This is a genomic window from Mesorhizobium sp. CA14, assembly GCF_020165195.1.
Taxonomy (GTDB): Bacteria; Pseudomonadota; Alphaproteobacteria; order Rhizobiales; family Rhizobiaceae; genus Mesorhizobium.
The window spans coordinates 128262-151732 of sequence record NZ_JAIUHR010000002.1 but is presented as its reverse complement, the minus strand read 5'-3'; the positions used below and the strand labels follow the sequence as shown (position 1 = coordinate 151732).

Genomic DNA, 23471 nt, shown 5'->3' with positions numbered 1-23471 from the left:
GCTCATCCCTGGTGGCGCACTTCTTCCCATACCTCGTCCGGCAGGTCCATGATGACCCAGGCGTTTTGCTGCCGTTTAGCAACCCCCTTGTGATCGAAATACCAGAGCACGCCATCCGCGACATCAATGAGCAACGGGCTCTGCAGGTCGTCCGGCAAGCCAATCTCCTCTTCCAACTGCAAATCCTTGCCGAGTACATGAATCACCGTATCGCCAAGAAGGTGGGGTCGGCCACCGACCAGGCAGATAGAAAAGTAGTTCTCGGCGAAGCCAGGCTGCGAAAAATCCTCGAAGCTATCGGGATCCCGGCCGGCGACGATCAGACCACCGCCGCCCACCGCTAGAAAGCGTCCGTCCTCCAGCACGATGACATCCTCAAGATAGGTGTTGCCGGGTAGGTCCACGCCTGTCCAGCGGCGTTTACTGCGCACGTACAGGCAGCCGATTTCGCCAGCCAACTGGGTCTCGAAGCGCTCCTTCGCGGCAAGGTATTGTGGCATCGTGCCTGTCGCTGCGATCCGGTCGAGTTCGGCTTGCTCGGCGGCGGTCGGCTCACGGAAGGCTGCGGCGGTGTTGCCGCATGCCACCCACTCCCCATTCGCATTTCGCGCCACGGCTTCGAATGCGTTGTCGCCCAAAGTCTCGTCATCCGCGTCGGCTATTCTTGTCCACACGTCCCGTGTGTCACGCACGTAGATTTGCGAGCCGTATCCGCAGACCATCAGTTCGTCGCCCAATTGCCGCATTTGGCTCATCGAACCGCGGCCCTCTTCATCGTCGCCTGCGCCCGCCTCCGGAATCTGCTCGCTGGCAAATTTCTGGCCGATGAAGTTGACATCGCCGTCGATGCCGAGGGCCGCGAGCAACGCCCCATGACGCCAGCCGTCGAGCCTCGTCAGCCACACGAGTGTCGATTCGAAACGCAAATAATTCCATTCAGGCATGCCCGGCGCTCGGTGGAGCGTAAGCCTGCTGAACTGTGGCCCGTCCTCGAGCAGGCCGGTCGAAATCGCGAAGCCGTCGGCGGACAGCGCGCAGGCCGCCCAGATATCGTAGTGGCTCATGATATTGTCGTGTTCAGCATTTTGCTTGCCGCCGCCTTGTTCGGAAGCGTACCTGACGTACGGCCGACCTGGTTCGGCCCGATGTTTGCGGTCTGCCTAGTTACCGCAGCCTTTGCCTTCGCGATGCACGCGGCCGTCGGATTGCCATTCTTATCCTGCTTGATGTCGCTGATCGACTTCTTCGACTCAGCGATAACGTCACCGAGCTTCGCGGTGTTCCAGGTGCCATTCTTTTTCATAGTATCGATATGCGCCTTCTTGGCTGCGCCTTTCAGATTGGGCGGTACATTCTGCCCGAGCTTTTTGAGCGCTGCCCGCTCCTTCTTGTGGACCTTTTTATGCGCCGACTTGCTGACACAAATGCAGACGCCTTCACCGATCGACGGCGCGTTCTTCACGCGCTCGTCGATGTTCCGCTTCTGCCTTCCGAAGGTCCGCGTGATGGTCGAGGCGCCGGTCGCCCCAGCGGTGATCGCCTGATCGCGCGTGCCCGTCCGGTAAGCCTTGTCCGGAACGATATGATGGGCCTCGCCGGGAGGCTTCGCGTTCGCGCAGGCAGCGGCGATGTCATCATAGGAACCGACGAGGCAGTCCGCGTCCTGGCCGGGTTTCAGGTCGGCGGCCGCGATCTTCGGCCAGGGCGGCGCATTGCCGACCGGCGAGGCATGGTTATTCGTTGAGATATCGGTAAACCGGCTGATCGGCTCTCCGTCCATCTTGACGTTGCCGGACCAAGCTTCGGCGTACTCCTTGCCGGTGTTTTGCGAGCTGACGACGCCCTTTTTCGGCGCACACCCCGCTTCGGTACCCATGGTCTTGGTGTAGTAGGACAAGTTCTTCTGCGTGACAGTCTTGCCGCCGATCTTGACTGTGCTAGTCCCTTTGTCCGTGTCTGTATCCATGCCGAAGCTTGGGTAGGGAATCGGCACGCCGGGCGGCGTGGCCGGCGTCTGCGGCGGCGTGAAGCAGACATCCGGAAAAGCGGCGATCACCTGATTGGTCTGCGCCTTGCAAGCGATCTCGAGCCCATTCGCGAACACCGTCATGCGGCGACCCGCCTCCGTGACATCCGGCCCGCGGTTAACAGCAGCGCACCGCAGGAACCGTCGTCGCCCGAAGACTCGATCAGTACCGGATCGCCTCGGTCGTAGCCTTTCTTGGCAGCGGTCATGGCCATGCCAACCGCTATCGGCACGACAGCGGCTCCGACATTCCCCAGACTTTCAGCCGGGCTCCAGAAGTCTTGGAAACCATGATGGCCTCGGACGAGTCGCAGCGAGGCTATCGCTGCCTGCTTGAAGAAATAGCTTTCGCCGATCAGATCCGAAATTCGGTAACCGATATCGCGCATGTCTATCCCCGAGGCGTCCAGAGCCATGCGGTAGGCTGCGGTCATGCCGTTGCCGCGGAGGGGTAGATCGGTAGGGTTGTAGATATAGGCCGGCTCGCGGGCTAGGCCGAGGCCGAGGAGGCGCATGGCGCCGTTGCCTGGGCGGGCGCAGAGGATAGCAGCAGCGGCTTCGCCCGGTATGAAGCCGTTGGGGTTTTCCGGGGTGAGCAGGCGGCGTTCAGCCAGATAGTGGTCGATCGTCAGCCCCGCCAGGTAGCTGTCGACGCCGCAGATCATCACGTAAGGCACGCTGCGGTCGGCCAGCAGCCGACGGGCCTGATCGAGTGCGACGTGGCCGGAGGGCCGGCCGTGGGCGACGATTCGCGTTCGGTGCGGCGAGGCGATGCCGGTGATCTCCGCGATACGCGCCGCGAGGCGAGGGGCTTCCGGGGCGATGCGGCCGGGCCGGTCTTCGGCGAGGCAGAGGACGAGCGCTGCAGTTCCATGTGCCTCGGGAACGGGCTCGAAAGCCTCAAGGATGGCCGCGGCAGCCATGTGGGCCAGTCGCTTCTCTCCTGTGAACTTGCGCGGCAGCGGCACCGGGGCGCCGACCAGCCAGCCGCCCCCGGGGCCGACGAAGCGGGTTTCCTGGAAGCCGTCAAGCTTGGCGCGCATCGCGGCGCATGCAGAGGGGGCATCGAGACCGACCGCGGTCACCATGCCGACCGAGACGATGTCGAGTTCGAGTGTCATGCCTCCTCGATTTCTTCTTCCGCGCCAGCACCGTTTGCCCGGACATAGGTTCGCCCGGTTGCCCGTGCGCGCAGCATAGATTGCGTCGGCGGCCCGATCCAGCATTCTGAAAAATCGAGGATCGTGCGCTTGAGCCTCTGCTGCAACCGCCAAACCAGCGAGAATCGTCGTTTCTCGGGGTCGAACAGAATCGTGTCCGGAGGCAGTTCACCGTCGAACACCTTGTCCTGCTCCTTGAACAACGTGATCGGCAGCGCTGTCGGAGGCAGCCGGAAGCTCACGCGCCCCTCAGGCGTCAGATTGACTAACACCACGTCCTCGCCGCCACGCGGGTGATCGATCTGCTGGTCGGGTGGCGCCATCTGGAAATAGCGCTCATCGAAATCCTCGGGCAGAAAAGGGAAGACATTGTCGATCCAGTTCTGGTCGTAGGTGCCGCCATATTCTATGCGCCCAGGCCAGCCGCGGCCCATCGGCCCGAAACTCATCGGCCGGTAGTCGCCGAACGGAGAGCGCATTTCTTCCCCAACCGCCTGCGTGTTAGGCAGCCGCAGGCCAGGGACGAGACGCTGATTCTTTGTGCGCGACCAGCCGGTGCCGACGGGATTGTATTTGTAGCTAGCCGGAAGCTTGTCTTCGGGGTCCAGTCTGTCAACGCCGCCCCACGCAACGTCGTAGGAGATGGGCAGTTTCAGAAAAGCTTCCGGTGATGTGGCGGTAAAAACCGGGCCGATGGCGCGCCATTCCCGGTGGCCGACGACTTCGAACAGCTTTGACCAATTGCCAATCTTGATGCCGACCGGCACGCGTTCCGTCGGGCGTCCCCCGGGTGCATAGGCGTAGCCGTTGGCAACCACATCGCAACGCGGCTTGCGGAAGGCAAAGTCGGTCTCCCATAGCGTCGCCGAATAGCCCGGCGCACCCGTGTGCGTATCGGCCATTACAAGCGGTACCTGTTCTGCCGATTTCCGCACCAGCCCGCCGGGCGTCGTCGGAAAATCGAAGGTGCCTTTCACCACCACGACGAGCCACTCGTGGCCAGCCTTGTCCATGCCCATGGTGAACTGGTGCGGATGGCCCATTTGATTCCAGATCTGCATCAGCTGGTCTCCCAGCTTGCGGCGAAGATTTGCTCGAGCGTCGGCTGCGGCGCTTGCGGATCGACATCGAAAATGTCCGTATGCGTCGTCCACATCACGAGGTCGACGATGATATCTCCATCCCTATCGACAGATGGCGCAGGCAGGGCTGTCAGGGCGGCGTCCAGCTCATCGGGCACCAACTCCCCCCGCTGCGCCGCGAAGGCTGCGCCCTCGATGCCGCCGAACCAGCCATCAGAATAGGCCAGCTTCAACGGCGCCTCCTGCAGCCTTGCAAGGACGCTCAATGGAAATTGCCGGCCGACCTGGTCGGCGCTTTGCAGCACGATGCCCGCCGCGGCGCCGAAGGAACCGGGGCCGCTGATGAAACGCAGCGCCGTGTTCTGCGGCCAGGTCTCTACCCCGAACAGCGGCACGATGTGCTGCGCCAGCCAGCGGTCCCACACGCGCACGAAATCGCCCGGCAGCCGGCGCGTGACGAAATCGCCGGCGGCGGGCATCTTGCCGTAGAAGCCGGGCAGTATCAGATCTGCGGCGGACATGTGAACTTCTTGAACATTTCGAGCGTGTAGGGGTTCTCGACACTGGCCGCCTTGAGCTCGAAATCGGCCCACATCCCCTTGGTGCCGAGCCGCAGGCTGTAGACGTCGGTGAGCTTGGTCGCGTTGAAACGGCCGCCGCGCAGCATCCTCAGCCATGCCCAGCTGCCGGTCTCGTTGAGCATCACCTCGGGCGAGCCGTCGACCGGCTGGAACGCCAGCGAAATCACCCCGGTGCCGTCCTTGCCTGGCCATGTCATTGGCTGCGGCCTCGTCGCGTTGTTATAATAGACGAGGTTCTGGCCATCGAGATTGAGCGTCACCCGCGCCACGTTGGGCGACAGGTCCTTCGGCTCCAGGGTAAAATTCATCACCGGTCCGGTGCCCCCAGGGAAGAGATCGTCACGGATGTGGCGCGCCTGCTCGAAGGCCGCCAGCGCCGCCGGGTCGAGACCGAAATCGGCGCGCCATTTCCACGGCTCGCTGGCGGTGTCGACATAGTTGATCAGATGGTCGTTGGTGAAGGCGTCGATCAACCCGGTCGGCCCGAACAGGCGCTGGAAGTCGCGCACATTGACGTCGACCGCGCTGTCCGGGCTGAACGGATAGCGGTTGTTGAGCGCGGCCTGGCAGAAGGGCAGGATATCGGCGCGCCAGATGGCGTTGAGCTCATTGGTGACGGCCTTCTGCGACAGGCCGCTTGTGTCGCCGGCAATTCCGCCCAGCCAGTCGTTGATCGGCGAGGGAAGAATCTGCGCCTGCCTGGCGACAGCGCCCGTCAGTTCGGCCAGCCCGCCCTGCTTCTTGATGGCGTCCTGCGGATTGGGGTTGGCGGTTACCGTCTGCAGCACATTGGACAGCGCCGTCAGCGCCACGACGGCGGCGTCGAGCGCCGGCGGCTGGCCGTCGACTTGGGCGATCGTGCCCTTGAGCGGCTTGAAATGCTCGGCCACGAGGCTGCCGGTCATGTCGACCTGATCGGCCGAGCCCGCGCGGGGCAGCAATTTCGCTCCCGTCTTTACCACCTTGCCCAATTTGCCGAGCTTACTCAAAAGCTTCGAGCCGGTGTTGGCGGCGTTCTTGTCGTTGGCCGCGGCGTCGTCGGAGCGGGTCAGGTCCGTCTCCTGCACCACCGCGGTGAGCAGGCGCTTCAGCGCGGAGTCGGCGCTGGAAAGATCCTTAAGGTTCTCGCTGGCGACGTTGAGATCGGTCAGCGGCGCCAGCCGCATGTCGCGCAGGAAACTATCCCACTGCGCGATATAGTCGTCGTAATAGAGCTTCAGTATGTCTTCCGACAGCGCCGAGACCGACGTCTCCGAATTCTCCGAGCAGCCGCCGGCAAACACCGCGCGGTCGAGCGCCGCCTGCCCGGCGACATCCTCGACCCGGTCGAGGATCGCGTCGTGGAAGCCGGCATAGGTGTAAGGCCCCGGTACGCCGACGCGCAGCGTCTTGTCGGAGCGGCGCGCGAACACCTTGGCGCCGTTCGGTCCGGCAAAATTGGCCGGCACCCATTCCTTGACGGCTGCCACTTCCGGGTCGGCCAGGAGCTGCTTGTAGGCGCGCTCCGGCAGCGAGATCGTGCAGACCGTCTTCAGCGCCTCGGCGACCAGCTCCTTGTCCGGCGCGATGTAGCTGTCGTCGACGGCCATGCGGCGGATCGCGGCAAGCTGGTGCTCTTCGGCGTCCGCGGTTGGGAAGGGGGCGGCAGGCGCAAATTGCGGCAGGCTGTTCACCCACCAGTTCTGCACAAAATCGGTGTCCATCTGCGAGAGGCCGGTCATCATGCGGTAGGTCTTCAGCGCGCCGAGCATGAAATCCGGATCGCGGATCTGCCGCCACATCGTGGCCTCCAGAAGCGCCACCATATGCGGCTCGAGCACGTTGCGCAGGGCGTGGTCGTAAGTGTCGGCCTGCGCACGCACCAGCTCGGCCGAAGCGGTCGGGCCGAGCAAATTGTGGATCGCATCCGGTGGCGCCGTGCGGGCCGCCACCACCGCGTCCATCGCCGCCAGCGCGCCGTCCATGGTCGGCTGCTCGACCGCGGCCGGCGTGGCGGCGACGTCGGTCAGCGGCTGCTGCAACGCTTCGAATTGGCCGGCCTGCTCGGTGATCGCATTGCGGTTGTCGAGATAGGACCAGGTGAACAGTCCGCCGGCGAGCAGCGCCGCAAGAGCGCAGGCGGCCGCGGCGCCGCGCCAGATCCAGGCGCGGCGACGCTGCGCCAGCGGATCGAATGTGCCGAGGCCGGCTTCCTTGAAGATCACCTCGGTCAGAAGGTTCCTGAGGAAGAAGCTGCGTTTCTCGACACGCGCTGCCGGCATGGTGCGACGCGGCGGCAACCCGAAGGTTGAGGACAGCGCCGCGGTCAGCCGGTCGATCGGCGCGCCTTCCTGCGTCGCCGAGGTCAGATAGAGGCCGCGCAGCCAGGCGGCTTCCTCGTAGCGACTCTCGCCGAACATCGCCTCGACCAGCACCTGGATCGGTTCGGAGAGGCTGGCAAGCTGCGCCGGGAAACGGAAGATTTCGGCACGCTGGCCGAGCTTGTCCTCGTCCTCCAGCCGTGGCACCAGCCGGCGTTCCAGTTCGCTGGCAAGCCTGGCAAGTTCCGTCTGGATCATGCCGGCGTTGACGCGGGCGTCGAGCGGGAAAGTGGTTCCCCAGACCTGCTCGCGCGCCGTGGTCGACAAGCCGCCGAAGAATGCTTCGAACCCTTTGATCAGATCGGCCTTGGTCAGCATCAGGTAGACGGGCAGGCGGATCTCCAGCCGATCATTCAGCTCCGCCAGCCGGCGGCGGATCTTTTTGCCATGCGCCTTGATCGCGTCGTCGCCCTCCGACAGCGCGTCGATCGACAGCGCAACGATCACCCCGTTGAGCGCGCGACGGCCCCGGTGCTTCTTCAGAAGGTCGAGGAAGCCCAGCCACTCCGCCGCGTCGACATCCGGCTGGCTTTCCTGCTGGACATAGCGGCCCGCTGTGTCGATCAGCACCGCGTTCTCGGAAAAGAACCAATCGCAATTGCGCGTGCCGCCAACGCCCTGCAGGTCGTCGGTGAGATCGATCGGGAAATTGAGGCCGGACTGGCGCAGCGCCGTGGTCTTGCCGGTGGCAGGCGGACCGACGATCACATACCAGGGCATCTCGCGCAGGAATTTTCTGCCGCCGAGCTTGCGCCGCTTGAGCTCGGCCATCACTTCGCCGAACTTGGCGCCGACGGCGGCCACGCTTTCCTCGCCGGGCGTGAGCTGCTTTTCGGTGACGGGCGCCGCGATCTCGGCGACGAACATGCGGTTGGCGCGGATCGCGCGGCGCTGCGCGATGATCAGCCAGATCAGCCACAGGATGATCAGCCCGGCGATGATGGCGATGCGCACATTGTCGGATTCGAACGGCGCGTAAGGGCCGACCTGCACGATCGGGCCGAACACCCAGATCAGCAGCGAAAGCAGCGCGATGCCAATCAGCGTCCACAGAAAACGCGAGGTGATGACGGCCCAGAGGAAGCGCAGGATGAACATCTCAGAGCCTCTTCTCGACCAGAACCTCGACACGCCGGTTGAGCGCGCGGCCCTCGCGCGTCGAGTTGTCGGCCACCGGATCGGTTTCGGCGCGCCCCTCGGAGGAGATGCTCTCCTGCGGCACGCCGGCTTGCACCAGAAGCTTGGCTATGGTTTCGGCGCGCGCTTCCGACAGACGCTGGTTGCTGGCCAGCGGATTGGACTTTTGCAGGCGCACATTGTCGGTATGGCCGACGATGGTGATTTTTCCGATCAACTCCTTGTTGTCCAGGATCACCTTGGCGATCGATGCGATCAGCGGCTCATAGCCTTCCGTCAGCGTCGGTCGGGAGGACTGGAAGAGCTCGGGATTGGAGGACTGGATGATGAGCTTGGCCAGCGAGACGCTCTCGGTGCCGCTGAGCGCCCCTTTGAGGCTGTCCGGCGCTTCGGCCTTGAACTCCGGCAGCAGCGCGAAATCGACCGGTTGCGGCTCGGGCGCGGGCGCATCCTGCTTGGGCGCGGCGCGGGTGACGTCGCCGCGCGAGGCCGGCGGCAAGGTGCGCACCAGCGCGGAGAGCTCGACCGCCTGGCTGCTCAGGCCCATCGACAGGCCGATATAGGCGGCTGCGGCGACGACGATCGCGGCAAGCGCCATCACCCAGATGGGCACGATGAAGCGCTGCGGCTCGTCGGAGGCGATCACGCCTTTCCAGTTCGGCGACAGCGGCGCGTCCTCGGCGTCCGCATTGCGCAGGAAGCGCGCCGCCGCCACGCGCACGGCATTGAGCGAACGGTCGCCGGCGCGGCCGGGCACGCGGTATTTACCGCGAAAGCCGAGCGCCAGGCAGTAATATTGCAGCTCCAGCATCTCGCGGTCGCGGTTGGGATGCCGCTCCAGCTCGTCGAGGCGGGTGAAGAACTGGGTGCCGGCATCGACGTCGCCGCGCAGCATGACGACCAGCGGCTGGCGCGGCCAGGCGCTGGCGCCGCCCCACGGCGTGTTGAGCGCCAGATCGTCGAGCAGAGCCGCTACCGCCCAGGCCGCCTGGTCTGCGCGCTCCAGCGATGAGCCCGCGGCAACAGCGGCGTCGCGCGCCCGCACCAGCTCGTCGAGCAGGCGCGTGCGCATCACCTCCGGGTTCTCCGGCGCCAGTGCGCTTTCGAGCTCCGGCGCGAATTCGAGCAGCGGCGCGAAGATGTTGATCAGCGTGTTGGGATGGGTGCGCGCCCGTTTGACCGGCGCGCCCGGCGCCAGCGGCGCCATCGGCCGGGGCGCGGCACCGGTCAGGCGGATGCGTGTTCGCTCGCGATCCTCCGACAGTCCGAAAGGATCATCCCGGCTCATGGCCTCACCTGTTCACCGAATAGCAGTCGACCTGCGGCTCGCTCGGCAGCACACCGGAAACGCCGATGACGAAGCCGGGGGCGTCGAGCAGCGAGGCCCAGTGCTCGCTCTTCTGGTCCAACTCCAGGCACAGCCTGTCGCCGTCATACGGGATCTCGCGCGGCTGCGAATGCAGCGGCTTCAGCGGAATGCCCGGCAGGCGCGACTTCCACAGCCCTTCGAACTGATCCGCCGAGCCGACCGTCGCCTGGTTGACGAAGATCTTGCGCAGCGCGTCTTCCGAAAGCTCTGAGCCGACGCGGATGACGATGCGGCTGGCGACCAGCAGTTTCGGGTTGTCGATGCGCACCTTCCACACATTGGTCGCGTGCCGCATGACCGGCAGAGCGCGCGACTTCGGCTCGATGTAGCGCAGGCTGAGGATCAGCGAACGCAAGGCATCCGCCAGCGCCATATAGGCGGGGCCGGGCGCCATGTGGTCGTAGGCTGGCAATTCTCCGAGCCGCCGCGAGCTCGAGCCGTAAGTGGCCATCTCGCCGGCGAGGCTGGCAAGCTCGAGATAGAGCTCGGCCGGATGGAAGACATCCTGGGCCAGCATATGCGCAAGGCGAGGCCGCGCGGCATTGGCGAGGTGCAGCATCAAAAGGTCCTCGACGCTGCGGCCGGCCCCGCCCATCACCATCTTGCCGTGCGCCTCGGCGATCTGGTCGAGGCCGGTGACGACCTCCTGCAGCAATTGCCGGTACCAATGAACGGCGCCGGTGATCAGCGTCGGCGGCAGGAAGGCCTGGTCGAGCGAGACGCCGCCATCGGCGCGCACGCCCTTGATGTCGGCGACCGGCAGCGCCGTGTAGCCGCCGACCGATTTGCCAGGCGCCAGCAGCACCGCTTGCGGCCGGGCGATCTCGATCTCCTCCGGATCGGAGCCGCCCTGCACGGCATCGCGCACCGCAACGATCTTGCCGTGGTAGCGCGCGCCCGTCGACGCGGCATGCGCCGGATCGAAGCCGACGCCGCCGGGCGGCTCCAGCGGCAGCGCCACCAGCACCGGCCCGGCGCCGGTGTCGGCCGAGACCGGGAGCGGCTTCGGCGCGTCCATCAGTTCCGGGATGGAGAAGGGCGTGCCGTCCGGGAAGATGCCCCGGGCGGACACGATCGACACCTGGCCGGCATCGAGCAGCGACTGGTCGAGCGTCAGCTGCTGGAAGCCGAACGTATGGAGCTGGCCGGCCTGCAAGGCGCCGCGCACCATCCCCTCGAAGAACCGGTCCTGCTGCTGGAAGTGCTGGGTCCTCAAGAAGAGGCCCTCGGACCACAGCACCCTGTTTGCGTCGCTCATGCCACTGCTCTCTGCACTGCCGTTCTTGTCTCGCCGTCAGGCGGAAATGCCGCCCTTGCCGAGGCTAACGTTGATGGTGAATTTCGACCCTGGCGATACCGACTTGGTCGTGCGCCAGTTGCGGCCGCCGGGTTCGCGGATCAGCGCGACGAAGCCGAGCGCCGTCGCGTTCGGTTCGACCGTGATGGTCTTGGCCGCCGTCTTGCCCGGAGCGACCGAGATCGCGTCCGATCCGATGAGGTCGGCGCCCAGCGCCGAGCCGGCATCGCCCTGCAGCGCGAAATAATCGGCCGAGTTGAACTTGCCGGTGCTGGCAAGCCGTATCACCAGCACGGTCACCGGCCTGTCGCCGCCGGCCGGTCCCGGATTCATGCCGGCACCACCGGTCACGTTGACCGTGATGACCGATGGTTTCGGCGGGCCGCTCTGGCATGCCGCAAGCAGCCCCGTTGCGCCGATGGCAACGATGAATTCCCGTCTGTCGATCATGTCCCTACTCCTCTTCATATGCGTCCCTGAAGTCTGCGCCGATCTCGCCCAGGAAGCTCGATTCCGCGCTCTGGGCGATGTCGCGATGGCGCTTCTGGTAGAGCTCCCACAGCTTGGCATTGCGCCCGCCGGCGAGCAGATTGCCGATCGCCGAATTGGACTTGAGCTCTTCCTCGATCGCGGCCGGATCGAAGCGGTCGATCATGCGCCGCAGCGCCGCCTGCACGCCGCGCCAGGCGCGCACGTGGTGCTGCGCGAGGTCCTTCACCGCGTCGCCGATCGCCGCCTCGCCGGAGAGAAAGCCGGGACTGCGTTCCGCGATGATGGTGACGATGACATCTTCGACCGTCGGCAGGAACTTGAGCGGGTTGACCTCGGAGGCACCGACCATGGTCTGGGCGACGCGCGCGCTTCCCTTCTCCTCGGCGCGCTTGCGCAGGAGCTGCATCAGGCCCTCGAGCATCAGCCTGTATTCGCGCCCGAATTTTTCCATTTCGGCGACCGCGTCGCGTCCGGGGAAATCGGCCCCCTCGACACCCATGCCGCGCAGGAACGCGGCGCGCAGCGCCATGTCGCTGGGCGCCGGTGACGTCGGGCGTGACAGTTTAGGAACACGGCGCGGTGGCGGCGCTGACGCTTCGGCCTGCACCGGTATCTCCCGTGGACGGGCGGCCTTCGGCTTCTCGGCGGGCCGCTCGACGCGGCCAGCTGGATCGGCGCTGTTGCCGGAAGCGGGCGCCGCGGCCGGCCCGAAGCTGAAATCGTCGAAGCCGGACGGTTTCGCCGCGGGTTCGGGCATATCGCTGCGCAACGGCATGTCGCCGAAGCCGAACGGATCCGACCGGCCGACGGCGGGCTCTTCGTTCGAGGCCGGCGTCGCCACCGGATCGAGGCTGAACGGATCGTCGAAGGCGGGCGAGCTGCGCTGGTTGGAAGTGCGATCGTACGCCCCCGGCACAGGCTGCTCGAACGGATCGGGCAGTCCTGCCGGGCGCGGTCGCTGCGGCTCTTCCTCGACCTTGGCCGAGAAGAAGTCGTCGCCGCCGATGCTGGCTGGCGTCCGCGATTGTGGCGACCACGCCGGCGCGGCGTTGGCAATCGGCGCCTGACCGATCGAGGTGTGGCCGGCCCCGGGCTGCACCTCGACATGGAGCACATAGTCGCCCATGCGCAGCCGCATGCCGCTTTGCAGGCGCGTCGACCTGCCTGTGCCGAGCGGGCTGTCGGAATCGTCGATAAACAGACCGCTGCTCGACGTGTCGGTGACGTAATAGCCGTCGCGGCCGCCGCTGATCTTGCAGTGCGCGCGTGAGACGAACATGTCCGGATCGTCGATCTGCCAGCCGGCATCGGCGCTGCGGCCGATCACCAGCTCGCCCTCGTCCAGCCGGGTCTGCCTGACCACCTGCGAGCGCGGGCCTTGTTCCAGGGTCAGCAGCAGGCTCATCAGGCTGCCTCCGCCATGTCCGGCCGCCAGCCGACGATGGTGCGCAGCCTGAGATCGTCGGCGTCGCCCTTTTCGGCAGGGCGCGAAAGCCAGGAGGTCCGGCCGAGCTGGATGGTTCCCATCTTCGGCGCCGGCACCTTATCACGCGCGAGCACGATCCTGAGATCGACGTCGAGCGCTTCGCCGATCATGTCGCGCACCGCCTTCTTGAACAGGGCAAGGCGCCGTTCTCCGGGCAGGAACGACTTGAAGTCGTCTAGGCTCAGCGGGCCGACGCGCAATTCGATCCGGCTCTGCCGGCTAAAGACGCGCGGGCCGATCGTCGCTCCGCCGCCGAGCGCCGCATAGGCCTTGCCGATGCGGCTCTGCAGCGCTGTGGGGATCGTGATCCAGGCGGCGACGAATTCCTTGATCTCAACCGGCACCTTGAAGGCCGTGGCGAGAAACAGCGTCAGCCGCTCCGCGCCGTCGACCTGGTTGGCCAGCGATCCGGCCTGGCGCAGCCGTACTGTGTCGAGCTCGGGATCCTGCGTGCCGGGAAGGCCGATGCCGGCCATGGCTTCGAGCATGGCGCGGACGCGCCCGCCGACCGAACGTTCGACCTGCACGGCCGGATGCGCATCCGCCCAGGCGCGATAGTAGAGCGTGATCATGCGATGCTGCAGGATGTTGACGAAATCGACGAAGGTCGTGTCGCTTGTCTGCTCGGCGTCGGCGCCGGTGAACCAGCGCTGCGACAGCCTGTCGAGCACCCAGCGCGTCAGATGCAGCGGCATCGGCCCTTCCGGCCCGAGCAGGCCGAGATTGGCCACGGTCACCCGCGCCGGAGCCTTTTCGCTGGCATCCTGGAATTTGATCACGTCCCTGGCCGAGAAGTTCAGGCGCACATGCTGGCCGAGCCTTGCCGGCTCGCGGTCGGCGGTTCCGGAATGCCCGAACAGTCCACGCCGCTGCTCCAGGCGGCGCAGCAGCTCGAAGAAGTCGAAGCTCTCCGACAGCGCCTCGGCCTCAGTTGGCTGCGCTAGATCAGGTAGCGATTGCCGGGCGTCATCGGCCATGGCACATCCTCCTGCTTCTGCAGCAACCGCGTACGCGTCCGCACGAAACCATTTATCCCGGCATGGCGGGCGAACAGCCGCGCCAGCAGGGCCGAAAGCAGCAGCGTGCTCTGGCCCGCCAGCACCGACTGGTCGACATGCAGCGTCACCTCGGTGCCGCGGCCGAAACACATCGGCCCATCGATCTTGAGCCGCTCGATCACCGGCCGCGAGTCGATGCGGGTGATCGAATGCACGTTGCGGGCAAGGCTGGGATCGCCACGATCGGCGTAGAGGTCGAGCAAGGCGTGCAGCGGATCGACGCCGCGGCCTTCCTTGGCGAGACTCAGGAAATTGAGCGAGAGCTGCGCCACCAGCCGCCAGGCGAGATTGTCGGCGCGGGATTCGCCTTCGGCGCCGGCCGGCAGTGCTGCCGGGATCGCCGGCTGCGGCGGCCGCAGCGCGCCGAGCAGCCGCACCGCTTCCACCGGGTCGGCGGTCTCCAGCGTCAGCGTCGGCGTGTCGTCGAGGATCGGCAGGTCGCGGTTGGTGCAGAGCGCCATCACGTCGAGCCGCCTGAGCGGCCGGTTGGGCTGGCTGCCGGCCGGCCGCGAGATAGCGAGGAAGACATCGTCGCCGGTGTAGGAGGTACGGGTCAGGCCGTCGCGCCGCTCATCCTCCGTGGCCCGCCGCGGGCGCCGCTCGGTCGAATAGACCCAGCCGCTGCCGCGGTTCTGCCCCAGGCTGAACAGTTCGGGGATGGTCGCCTCGCTGCCTTCAGCGTCGGCGTCCTCCACCCGGGTGACGCGGAAAATCTCGAAGTCGCGCGCCCGCGTGCGGTCGGCATGCAGCACCTGGCGCGTCCGCCGCGGATCGATCTCGATGACGTTGCACTCGCGTTCGAAGAGATTGATGATCGGCGTCGCGAACAGCTCGAAATCGGCCACCGTCACATCGGCGAGTTCCGGCACCGGACGCCGGAACAGGAAGATGATCTCCATTCCCCCATCGCACTTGCGCACCACCGGCTGCAGGCCGGCAACGCGCACATAGTGGAAGCGCTCGGGGATCATGAAATATTCGCGCAGCAGCCGGTATCCCTCGAAGGTCGGCCGCGTGCGCGGCATCAGCGCTTCGTCGTCGTGGATGCCGATCATTTCGGGTTCGGGCAGCGCAATAAGCGGATTTGTCTTGCCTTCCGCCCGCGCGCCGACGGCCGAACAGGCGCCGAAGATCGCGTCGAAGATGAGCGGCGCCTTGGTGCGTCCGGCGAAATAGAGGTCGAGGCGGTCGAGCGACAATTCGCTGAGCTTGCCTTTTCCGGTTCGCGCGAACGCGATGCGGAACGCCGCTTCGCCGCGCACGCCGCCGACCGGCGCGATGCCGGCGGCGGCCAGCGCGCTGCGATCCTGGAAATAGCTGACTGAGGTGATCGCGATCGGCCACAGCGTGACCTCTTGCGCGGTGGTGAAGGTCGAGCGCGTCGAAAGCCCCGGATGCAGGCCCGAGACCAGCCGCGTGCCGCGCGCGACGGCATGGCCGGCGATCATCGACTGCACCTGCTGTCCAGGTTTCAGCACGGCCATTGCCGTCGCCGGCGCCGGCGTCACCAGGTCCGGATAGAGCACGTCGAGCACGGCGCGCGAAAAGCGTGAACGCTCGGCGTCGACCTTGAGCCGCGTGCGCGCCGCAAGAAAGGCCACGCCGTCGAGCAGCCGTTCGACATAAGGATCGGGGCAGGGGACGGTGTCGAGGGAAAGGTTGCGGGCCACCGCCGGATGCATGTCGGCGAATTCCGCGGCCAGCGCGCGGATATGGGTCAGTTCCTCTTCGTAATACTCCACGAAGACCCGATCCATCTCAGGTCTCCCGGAATTCGGTTCGCGCTAGACCGTTGTCGAGATTGATCGTGGTGCGCAGCCGCATGCGTTCCGGCGTCGGCGTCATGATCAGCACGGCGTCGATCTCGATCTTGAGGCCGACGGTCTTGTCGCCAAGCGTGACATTGACGGTCGTGGCGCTTTCCTTGAGGCGCGGCTCGAAAGTGGCGAGCACCGCGCGGATCTCGCGCGCCAGCGTGTCGCGATCGAAATCCCGGGACGAGCGGCCGGAAAACGACGGCACGCCATAGTTGACGACGCTGCGGCGCACCTCCGGAAAGTCGGCAAGCGGCGGCAACTCGTCCAGCGGCTGTTCGTGCTCGGCGTCGGAAAGCATCGGGACGGACTCGAAACGCTCGGTATTGAACAGGGCCTCGATGTCGCGCCTGACTGCCTCCCTAAGCACGCGCGCCGACACCACCACGCCGCGGCTCTCGATCTCGGCGCGATGCTCGGTCTGGAAGACCAGCCTGTGCAGTCGCCGTTTCTGCTCGGATGTCAGTTCGGCATCGGCATCGATGGCGCGCGCGCTGCCGGCCAGAAGAGCCTCGACGCGCTCGGCGCCGAGTTCTTCGTCCAACAGACGGCGCAGCCCGTCAATCTCCGACGTTAGCCCGGGCAAATCGTTGACGAGGCGGTCCCAGAGGGAGGGTTGTACCGCCTCGCGCTTTGCCCGCGAGCTGCCGGCAAGCTGCGCTTTCGCGCCGGGCCGCTTGGCCTCACTTGCCGACATAGACGTCCATTTCGATCTCGTCGTCCTTGTTGTAGACGAACTTGATCTTCTTGTAAGCGAAGCTGACCTCTTCCTCGATGAGGTCTGGCTCGTCGTGCGCCTGCCGCATGTCGTATTCCATGATCGAGGCGTCGGTCAGCGTCACGACCAGGTAGTCGCTGGTCTCGCCGTCGATGGTGCGGCGTGCCGAAAACACCACTTCGTCGAGCGCCTTGTTCTCGAACAGCGCCTTCTTCAGGTAGGGCGACGACTTGTCGTAATGCTTGAAGAACTTGATCATTCCCATCGACACGCGGCCACGCCGCGACAGCGAGTTCGGGTCGTAGGGCGCGATCATCTTGTAATCGACGCCGTGGATCTCGATCTCGTCTTCATGGCCGTCGCGTTTGCTCGGACCCTTGATGTCCGGGACTTTCAGGAAGCCGTCGATTTTCGTCGAGGGCGCATCGGTTCTGTCTGGCATTGTCTTTCTCCACCGCTACGAAACAAGATGACTTTGCTTAACGATCTCAGCCCTTCACCGACGGCAGTTCCGACACCAGCCGGAGCGAGGCGTTGATGCCTTCCAGCTGGTAGTGGGGACGCAGATAGAAACGGGCATTGTAGTAACCGGGCCGGCCCTCGACGCTGTCGACCTGGACCTCAGCCGCGGCGAGCGGGCGCTTGGCGCGCGCCTTGTCGTCGGCGAAGGCTGGATTGGCCAGCACGTACCGGTTGATCCATTCGGTCAACCAGATCTGCATGTCGGTGCGTTCCTTGAACGAGCCGATCTTGTCGCGCGCGATCGCCTTCAGGTAATGCGCGAAGCGCGACACCGGGAACAGGTAGGGCAGGTTGGCGCTCAGCCGTTCGTTCGCCTGCGCGTCCGGATCCACCAGGCGCCCGGCGCGCGTCTCGTCGTCCTGCAGCGAATGCGCGCCGATAAAGGCCGCGAGATCGGTGTTCTTGCGGTGCAGGATCGGCATCAGGCCGAGCTTGGCCAGCTCCGCTTCGCGCCGGTCGTCGATGGCGACCTCGGTCGGGCACTTCATCGCGATCGAGCCGTCGTCGGTCGGGAAGGCGTGCACCGGCAGGTTGAGCACCGTGCCGCCATTCTCGACGCCGCGGATCTGCGTGCCCCAGCCATAGAGCTTGTGGCTGCGGTTGATGTTCACGCCCATCGGGAAGGCGGCGTTCATCCAGACATATTTGTTGTGATCGCCGCCCACCTCCTCCTCGAAGGTGAAGCCCTTCACCGGAACGGTTTCCGAGCCGTAGGGCAGGCGCGCCAGCACGCGCGGCATGGTGAGCCCGATATAACGTGCGTCCTCGCTCTCGCGCAGCGACTGCCATGAGGCATAGGCCGGGTTGTTCACGATCATCTGCAGGTCCTGCGGGTTTGGCAGTTCCTGCCAGCTGTCCATGCGGAACAGCCGCGGCGAGGCGGCCGCGATGAACGGAGTGTGCGCCGAGGCGCAGACGCCCGAGATGTTGCGCAGCAGGCCGACGTCGCGCGGGTGGTTTGAGAACTCGTAGGCGCCGATGATGCAGCCGATCGGCTCGCCGCCCAGCATCGAATACTCGTCCGTGTAGACCTTCTTGAAGATCGGGCTCTGGTCCCACATCTGGCCTTCGTAGTCTTCCAGCGTGTCGGCCAGCTGCTCCTTGGAGATGTTCATCACCCGGATCTTGAGCTTGGTGTCCGTCTCGGTGTTGTTGACGAGGTACCACAGGCCGCGCCACGTGCCTTCCATCTCGCGCACTTCCGGCGCGTGCAGGATCTCGTTGACCTGCGTTGTCAGCATCTTGTCGATGCCGGCGATCAGCGACTTGATCGACTTGATCGCGTTGGATGAGATGGTCGTGGTCTCAGAGCGCGATTGTGCGGCCAAAGCCAGGTTGCGCACCAGCTGCTGCAGCTTCTCGCTGTCGTCCTTCTTGACCTTGAAATCCTTTTCCAGGAGTCCGCTGAATTCGCCGAGATCGATGGCTTCCGCCTCGGCGGTGGCGGCTGCGGTCTTTTGCTGTTCGGCCATGACTTACTCCTCGCCCTTGCCGTCATCCATTGCCTGGCTGGCGATCTTGCTCAGCAGCGGCTCGTTGTTCAGAAGCTGCGCGATGCGCTTTTCGGCGTCGACGCGGCCGTCCATGAAGCCCAGCAGCTCCTCGAGCTGACGGCGCATCTTCAGGATCTCGGCCAATTGCGGGACCTGCTCGGCGATCTTGTCCGGCGCGAAGTCGCCCATCTTGGAGAAGGTGAGATCGACCATGAGCTCTTCCTCACGCTCCTGGCCCTCGGCCTGCGGCAGGGTGTTCTTCACCCGCGCCTTCACGCGCGGCCCCATCGCTTCCATGAATTTGGGGAAGCGGTTGGCATCGGTTTCGACGAAGTTGCGGTCGAGCACCGACTTCGACGCTTCCTTGGTCTGCGACGCGCCGGCAAGGTCGGCCATCACGGCCATGACGAACGGCAGTTCGATCGTCGTCGGGCTGCCGTAGGTTTCGACGTCGTAGGCGATCTGCACGCGCGGCGCGCGGTTTCTTTCGATGACCTTCGCTTTGCTCTCTGCTGGCATGCTTTCTACCTTTCATCCTTCTGGGCCGGCTTCTTGGGATCGGGGACACCGGCAAGCAGCCGGAATTCCTTCAACCCCGACGGGGCGAGATCTTCCATCAGTTCCACGAAATCCATGTGCACCATCCGGCGCACGCGCCGGGCGAGATGCGGGATGGGGCTGGACGGCTCGGTGCGGTCGTAGAAGGCGACGACGAGGTCGAGGCATTTGACGACTTCGTCGCGCGAGTTGATCCGGTCCGGCAGACCGGTGCTCGCCTCAACGGCGCTTGCCACACTTGCCATCGTCTCGGCTCCATGACCATTGCGGGCGGGCATTGCTGGTTCCGCCGCTGCCTGCGGAGCGGGCTTGGCGGCACCGTTCACCGTGGCGCCGGCACCGGAATTCCGCTCCAGCGTCGTCAGCAAACGCTGCAGGAACTTCTTCAATTCCGGGACGGTGGCGCCATGGCCTTCGATGCGGGCATTGAGCGCGGCATCCACCGCGTCGAGGGCGGCGATCGCGGCCCGCGCGTCGGCGAGCAGCGCCGTCATCGCCTCGCCGGCCTGATCGATTTGCGCCGCGCATCCGGCGCGCACCCGGTTCAGCAACTGGTTGTGCGCGCTTACCAATGCCGCCTTTTCGGCCGCGTTCAGCCCCGAGGCCGCTTCCTGCAGCATGACGCGCTCGTCGAGCGCGCCCTGTTCCAGGTCGCGCCCGCTGATCGGCCCGACCTGGCGCGGCGAAAAGAAAATCGTTCCGCGCAGGCTTGCCAGCAGGCCTTGCTGGGCGTTCTGGAGGTCAAGCAGCGCGTTGATGCGGCGCAAGGCGGCGTCGCGCGGCGGCGCGTTCGCCCGCAATGCCGGATGCATCGTGTCCCAATGCTGGTCGAAGGTCCTGGCGATGAGCGTCAGGCCCTGGGCGAGGCCGGCCAGCCCTTCCTCGTTGGCCAAGGCCCGCGCGACGATGACCAGCAGGCGCAGGTCCCGGCCGCGGGAGCGCAACTCTTCGGCCTTTTCGAGCACCGCCGCCCAGTCGACCGGACTGGATTGCGATGTGGGCTTGCCGTTGCCGTCGTAGACAACCTTGAGCTGAGGCTCGGTCAGGCGCTCCAGCTCATGAAAGGCCGGGTCGCTGCGCAAGTCCTCTCCCGACGGATTCTCACCGTTCAGAGGATTCAGCCAGAGTGCGAGATCAATCACACCAACCCCCAGCCAGCGGCCCTGAGACCCCTATGTGACGTGACGTTATCACTGGCCTCACGCGACGACAATTGAGCATCTGCGCAAAAACTAACGGAAGCTAAACGCGGCCGTTCTCTTCGGCGAAACCCATTGCGCGATTGCCGGACCCGGTATGTGAAATGGCTCGCATAGCCCGGACAGCAATCGTGTTTGTTGGCCACGAGTTTGCAAGGCTTGTGTAACCGGGCGGTGCCGCCCCGGGTAGGTCCAGACGCCGTATCCGTCACACGGCTTTGTCAAGCAGCCGCTTATATGGCAGGGTACGGTCGGCAGGTTGCGGGAGCAGGTTCGATGGAACAGCGCCGATCATCGCAGAGTGTCAAGCGAAGTGAATTAGTCGACAAGCTGAATCCGACAAGCAAGCGCGCCTTTGGCGCGGCTGCTGGGGCCGCAAAACTTCGGGGTAATCCCTATGTCGAGCTTGTACATTTCATCGAACAACTTGTTCTATCCGATCGCTCTGATGTTCAGATGATTGTTGCAGACGCTGGATTGGATGTGAGCCGGCTGACCGCCGACCTAACCCGCGCGGTCGATAAGCTGCCTTACGGCGCTACTTCCATCGAAGAATTTTCGGATCACATCTTCCACGCCATTCAGGAAGGCTGGAGCCTGGCCGAGCTCGAATTCGGCGTGAAAGAGGTACGCAGCGCCCATATCCTGCTTGCCTGCCTCAAGACGCCGGTGTTGGAAGGCCTGGTGTCGAAGATGAGCGCCGAGTTCGACAAGATCGACGCTGACGGGGTGATTTCCCGCTTCGCCGATGTCACCGAAGGCTCGCTCGAAGCCGGCTCACCGCCCGCCGAGCCCGCCGCGGAGGCGCCGATGAAGCGCGGTCCGGGCGGGGATTCGGCGCTGGCGAAATACGCCACCGACCTCACCCAGCGCGCCCGCGACGGCAAGATCGATCCGGTCGTCGGCCGCGATCCGGAAATAAGGCAGATCGTCGACATCCTGATGCGACGCCGGCAAAACAACCCGATCCTCACCGGCGAGGCGGGCGTCGGCAAGACGGCGGTGGTCGAGGGTTTTGCGCTGCGCATCGCCCAGGGCGACGTGCCGCCGACGCTGCAGAATGTCAGCGTGCGCATGCTCGACGTCGGGCTGATGCAGGCGGGCGCCAGCGTCAAGGGCGAGTTCGAGAAGCGGCTCAAGGCGGTCATCGACGAGGTCCAGGCCTCAGAGATGCCGATCATCCTGTTCATCGACGAGGCGCATACGCTGATCGGCGCCGGCGGCGCGGCCGGCACCGGCGATGCCGCCAATCTCCTGAAACCGGCATTGGCGCGCGGCGAGCTTCGCACCATCGCGGCCACGACCTGGGCCGAGTACAAGCAGCATATCGAGAAGGATCCGGCGCTCACCCGTCGTTTCCAGGTGGTCAAGATCGAGGAGCCCTCCGAAGCGGTGGCCGTGCTGATGCTGCGCGGCGTCGCGGGGGTCCTGGAGCAGCACCACAAGGTGCAGATCCTGGACGAGGCGATCGAGGCGGCGGTCTCGCTTTCGCATCGCTATATCCCGGCCAGGCAGCTGCCGGACAAAGCCGTCAGCCTGCTCGACACCGCCTGCGCGCGCGTCGCGGTCTCGCAGCATGCCACGCCGGCCGAGGTCGAGGACATCCTGCGCCGCCGTCAGGCGCTGGAGGTCGAGAGCGGCATCATCGGCCGCGAGGCGGCGATCGGCATCGATGTCGCCGAACGGCAGGCCCGCGTCGATGCCGGGCTGGCGGAAACCGAGACGAGCTTGGCCGCCGCCCAGGCGCGCTGGGACCGGGAAAAGACTTTGGTGACCGAGATACTCGACCTGCGAGCAAAATTGCGTGGCGAGGGCGTGCCGCTCGACGAGGCGGCCGAAGAGACCGCCGCAGTGACGGACAGCGCGGAGGGCGCGGAAAACGCGCCCGAGCAAAAGGCCCCCGAAAGCAAGATTGGCGAGGGCAAGGCTGACGAGACCAAGAAGGCCTCGAAAGCCAATGGAGCCAGGACTGCAAAGGCCGAAACAACTTCAGCCGAGCCGGCGGACGAAGCCGCTGCCAACCTGGCGCGACTGCGCGAACTGATGGCCGATCTTGCCGCGGCGCAAGGCGAGACACCGCTCATCCTGCCGTCGGTCGACCGCAACGCGGTCGCCGCCGTGGTGCAGGATTGGACCGGCATCCCGACCGGACGCATGCTTTCCAGCCAGACCGAGAAGGCGCTCAAGCTCGCCGCGACCCTGTCCGAGCGCGTCGTCGGCCAGGATCACGCCATGGAGATGATCGCCAGGCGCGTGCAGACCAGCCGCGCCGGCCTCGGCGCGCCGGAAAAACCGGTCGGCGTGTTCCTGCTTTGCGGCCCCTCCGGCGTCGGCAAGACCGAGACCGCGCTGGCACTCGCCGAGACGCTTTACGGCGGCGAGCAGAACCTGATCTCGATCAACATGTCGGAGTTCCAGGAAGCGCACACCGTCTCGACGCTCAAGGGCGCACCGCCCGGCTATGTCGGCTACGGCAAGGGCGGCATCCTGACCGAGGCCGTGCGCAGGAAACCCTATTCGGTGATCCTGCTCGACGAGGTCGAGAAGGCGCATCCGGACGTGCACGAAATATTCTTCCAGGTCTTCGACAAGGGCATGATGGACGACAGCGAAGGCCGTCGCATCGACTTCAAGAACACGCTGATCCTGCTCACCTCAAATGTCGGTTCCGACGTCATCATGGATCGCACGAAGAACGGCACGGTGCGGACCGGCATCGACGATCTCGACACGGCGTTGCGCGCCCCGCTGCTGAAGGTCTTCCCGGCCGCCTTCCTCGGCCGCGTCGTCACGATACCCTACTACCCGTTGTCGGATTCCATGATCGAGGCGATCGCCCGTCACCAGTTCGGCAAGATCGCCAGGCGCCTCAAGGCCACCAACGATGCCGAACTGGTGATCGGCGACGGCGTGATGGACCTGGTCAAGGCGCGCTGCACCGAGATCGAGTCCGGCGGGCGCATGATCGACGCCATCCTCACCAACACGCTGCTGCCGGAACTGAGCCGCGGCGTGCTCAACCGCTCGCTCGAGGGCAAGAAGATGGCAAAAGTCACCGTGGGTGCGTCGCCGGAAGGATTTACCTACTCGTTCGAATAGGCCTCCGGTGAGGGAAGCCG

At 65.4% G+C, this 23471-nt stretch carries 18 protein-coding genes; 1 reads left to right on the top strand and 17 read right to left on the bottom strand.

What is annotated here, in order from left to right; translation table 11 throughout:
- Positions 1-2 precede the first annotated feature (2 nt).
- From LB565_RS02995 to tssA, 17 genes are read right to left on the bottom strand one after another with little or no spacing between them, the layout of a single operon-like run.
- Positions 3-1064: a hypothetical protein gene (locus LB565_RS02995; RefSeq protein ID WP_224581687.1), complete on the bottom strand. Its 1062-nt coding sequence runs from the start codon at positions 1062-1064 to the stop codon at positions 3-5.
- Entirely contained in the window at positions 1061-2110 is a 1050-nt protein-coding gene (locus LB565_RS02990) for a DUF4150 domain-containing protein (protein ID WP_224581686.1), read from the bottom strand. Before LB565_RS02990 ends, LB565_RS02995 begins: the two co-directional genes overlap by 4 nt.
- Positions 2107-3147: a 3-oxoacyl-ACP synthase gene (locus LB565_RS02985; RefSeq protein ID WP_224581685.1), complete on the bottom strand. Its 1041-nt coding sequence runs from the start codon at positions 3145-3147 to the stop codon at positions 2107-2109. The genes LB565_RS02990 and LB565_RS02985 overlap by 4 nt, the downstream gene beginning before the upstream one ends.
- Positions 3144-4247, bottom strand: a complete 1104-nt coding sequence (locus tag LB565_RS02980) for a DUF2169 domain-containing protein (RefSeq protein ID WP_224581684.1) — start codon at positions 4245-4247, stop codon at positions 3144-3146. Before LB565_RS02980 ends, LB565_RS02985 begins: the two co-directional genes overlap by 4 nt.
- A complete protein-coding gene (tagF, locus tag LB565_RS02975; RefSeq protein WP_224581683.1) occupies positions 4247-4789 on the bottom strand; it encodes a type VI secretion system-associated protein TagF in 543 nt (180 codons plus the stop codon). The genes LB565_RS02980 and tagF overlap by 1 nt, the downstream gene beginning before the upstream one ends.
- Positions 4771-8307: a type VI secretion system membrane subunit TssM gene (tssM, locus tag LB565_RS02970; RefSeq protein WP_224581682.1), complete on the bottom strand. Its 3537-nt coding sequence runs from the start codon at positions 8305-8307 to the stop codon at positions 4771-4773. Before tssM ends, tagF begins: the two co-directional genes overlap by 19 nt.
- Position 8308: 1 nt before the next feature.
- A complete protein-coding gene (gene tssL, locus LB565_RS02965) occupies positions 8309-9634 on the bottom strand; it encodes a type VI secretion system protein TssL, long form (protein ID WP_224581681.1) in 1326 nt (441 codons plus the stop codon).
- A gap of 4 nt (positions 9635-9638) precedes the next feature.
- Entirely contained in the window at positions 9639-10973 is a 1335-nt protein-coding gene (tssK, locus tag LB565_RS02960; protein ID WP_224581680.1) for a type VI secretion system baseplate subunit TssK, read from the bottom strand.
- A gap of 36 nt (positions 10974-11009) precedes the next feature.
- On the bottom strand, positions 11010-11462 hold the full coding sequence (gene tssJ / locus LB565_RS02955; RefSeq protein ID WP_224581679.1) for a type VI secretion system lipoprotein TssJ: 453 nt from the start codon (positions 11460-11462) through the stop codon (positions 11010-11012).
- Positions 11463-11466: 4 nt separating this feature from the next.
- The gene (tagH, locus tag LB565_RS02950; RefSeq protein ID WP_224581678.1) at positions 11467-12909 is read right to left on the bottom strand and encodes a type VI secretion system-associated FHA domain protein TagH; all 1443 of its coding nucleotides are present in this window, start codon (positions 12907-12909) and stop codon (positions 11467-11469) included.
- The gene (gene tssG, locus LB565_RS02945) at positions 12909-13967 is read right to left on the bottom strand and encodes a type VI secretion system baseplate subunit TssG (protein WP_224581677.1); all 1059 of its coding nucleotides are present in this window, start codon (positions 13965-13967) and stop codon (positions 12909-12911) included. Before tssG ends, tagH begins: the two co-directional genes overlap by 1 nt.
- Entirely contained in the window at positions 13931-15805 is a 1875-nt protein-coding gene (gene tssF, locus LB565_RS02940) for a type VI secretion system baseplate subunit TssF (RefSeq protein ID WP_224581676.1), read from the bottom strand. The genes tssG and tssF overlap by 37 nt, the downstream gene beginning before the upstream one ends.
- Position 15806: 1 nt before the next feature.
- The gene (gene tssE / locus LB565_RS02935) at positions 15807-16559 is read right to left on the bottom strand and encodes a type VI secretion system baseplate subunit TssE (protein ID WP_224581675.1); all 753 of its coding nucleotides are present in this window, start codon (positions 16557-16559) and stop codon (positions 15807-15809) included.
- The gene (locus LB565_RS02930; RefSeq protein ID WP_112131253.1) at positions 16546-17022 is read right to left on the bottom strand and encodes an Hcp family type VI secretion system effector; all 477 of its coding nucleotides are present in this window, start codon (positions 17020-17022) and stop codon (positions 16546-16548) included. Before LB565_RS02930 ends, tssE begins: the two co-directional genes overlap by 14 nt.
- 46 nt (positions 17023-17068) lie before the next feature.
- Entirely contained in the window at positions 17069-18574 is a 1506-nt protein-coding gene (tssC, locus tag LB565_RS02925) for a type VI secretion system contractile sheath large subunit (RefSeq protein WP_224581674.1), read from the bottom strand.
- A gap of 3 nt (positions 18575-18577) precedes the next feature.
- Positions 18578-19114 (bottom strand): type VI secretion system contractile sheath small subunit, encoded by a 537-nt coding sequence (gene tssB / locus LB565_RS02920; protein ID WP_095765809.1) that lies wholly within the window; start codon positions 19112-19114, stop codon positions 18578-18580.
- A gap of 5 nt (positions 19115-19119) precedes the next feature.
- Positions 19120-20295, bottom strand: coding sequence for a type VI secretion system protein TssA (gene tssA, locus LB565_RS02915; protein ID WP_224581673.1), 1176 nt, complete (start codon positions 20293-20295; stop codon positions 19120-19122).
- A gap of 333 nt (positions 20296-20628) precedes the next feature.
- Between tssA and tssH the strand changes: the two genes are divergently transcribed.
- Positions 20629-23451, top strand: coding sequence for a type VI secretion system ATPase TssH (tssH, locus tag LB565_RS02910; protein WP_224581672.1), 2823 nt, complete (start codon positions 20629-20631; stop codon positions 23449-23451).
- The last annotated feature ends 20 nt before the right edge of the window (positions 23452-23471 follow it).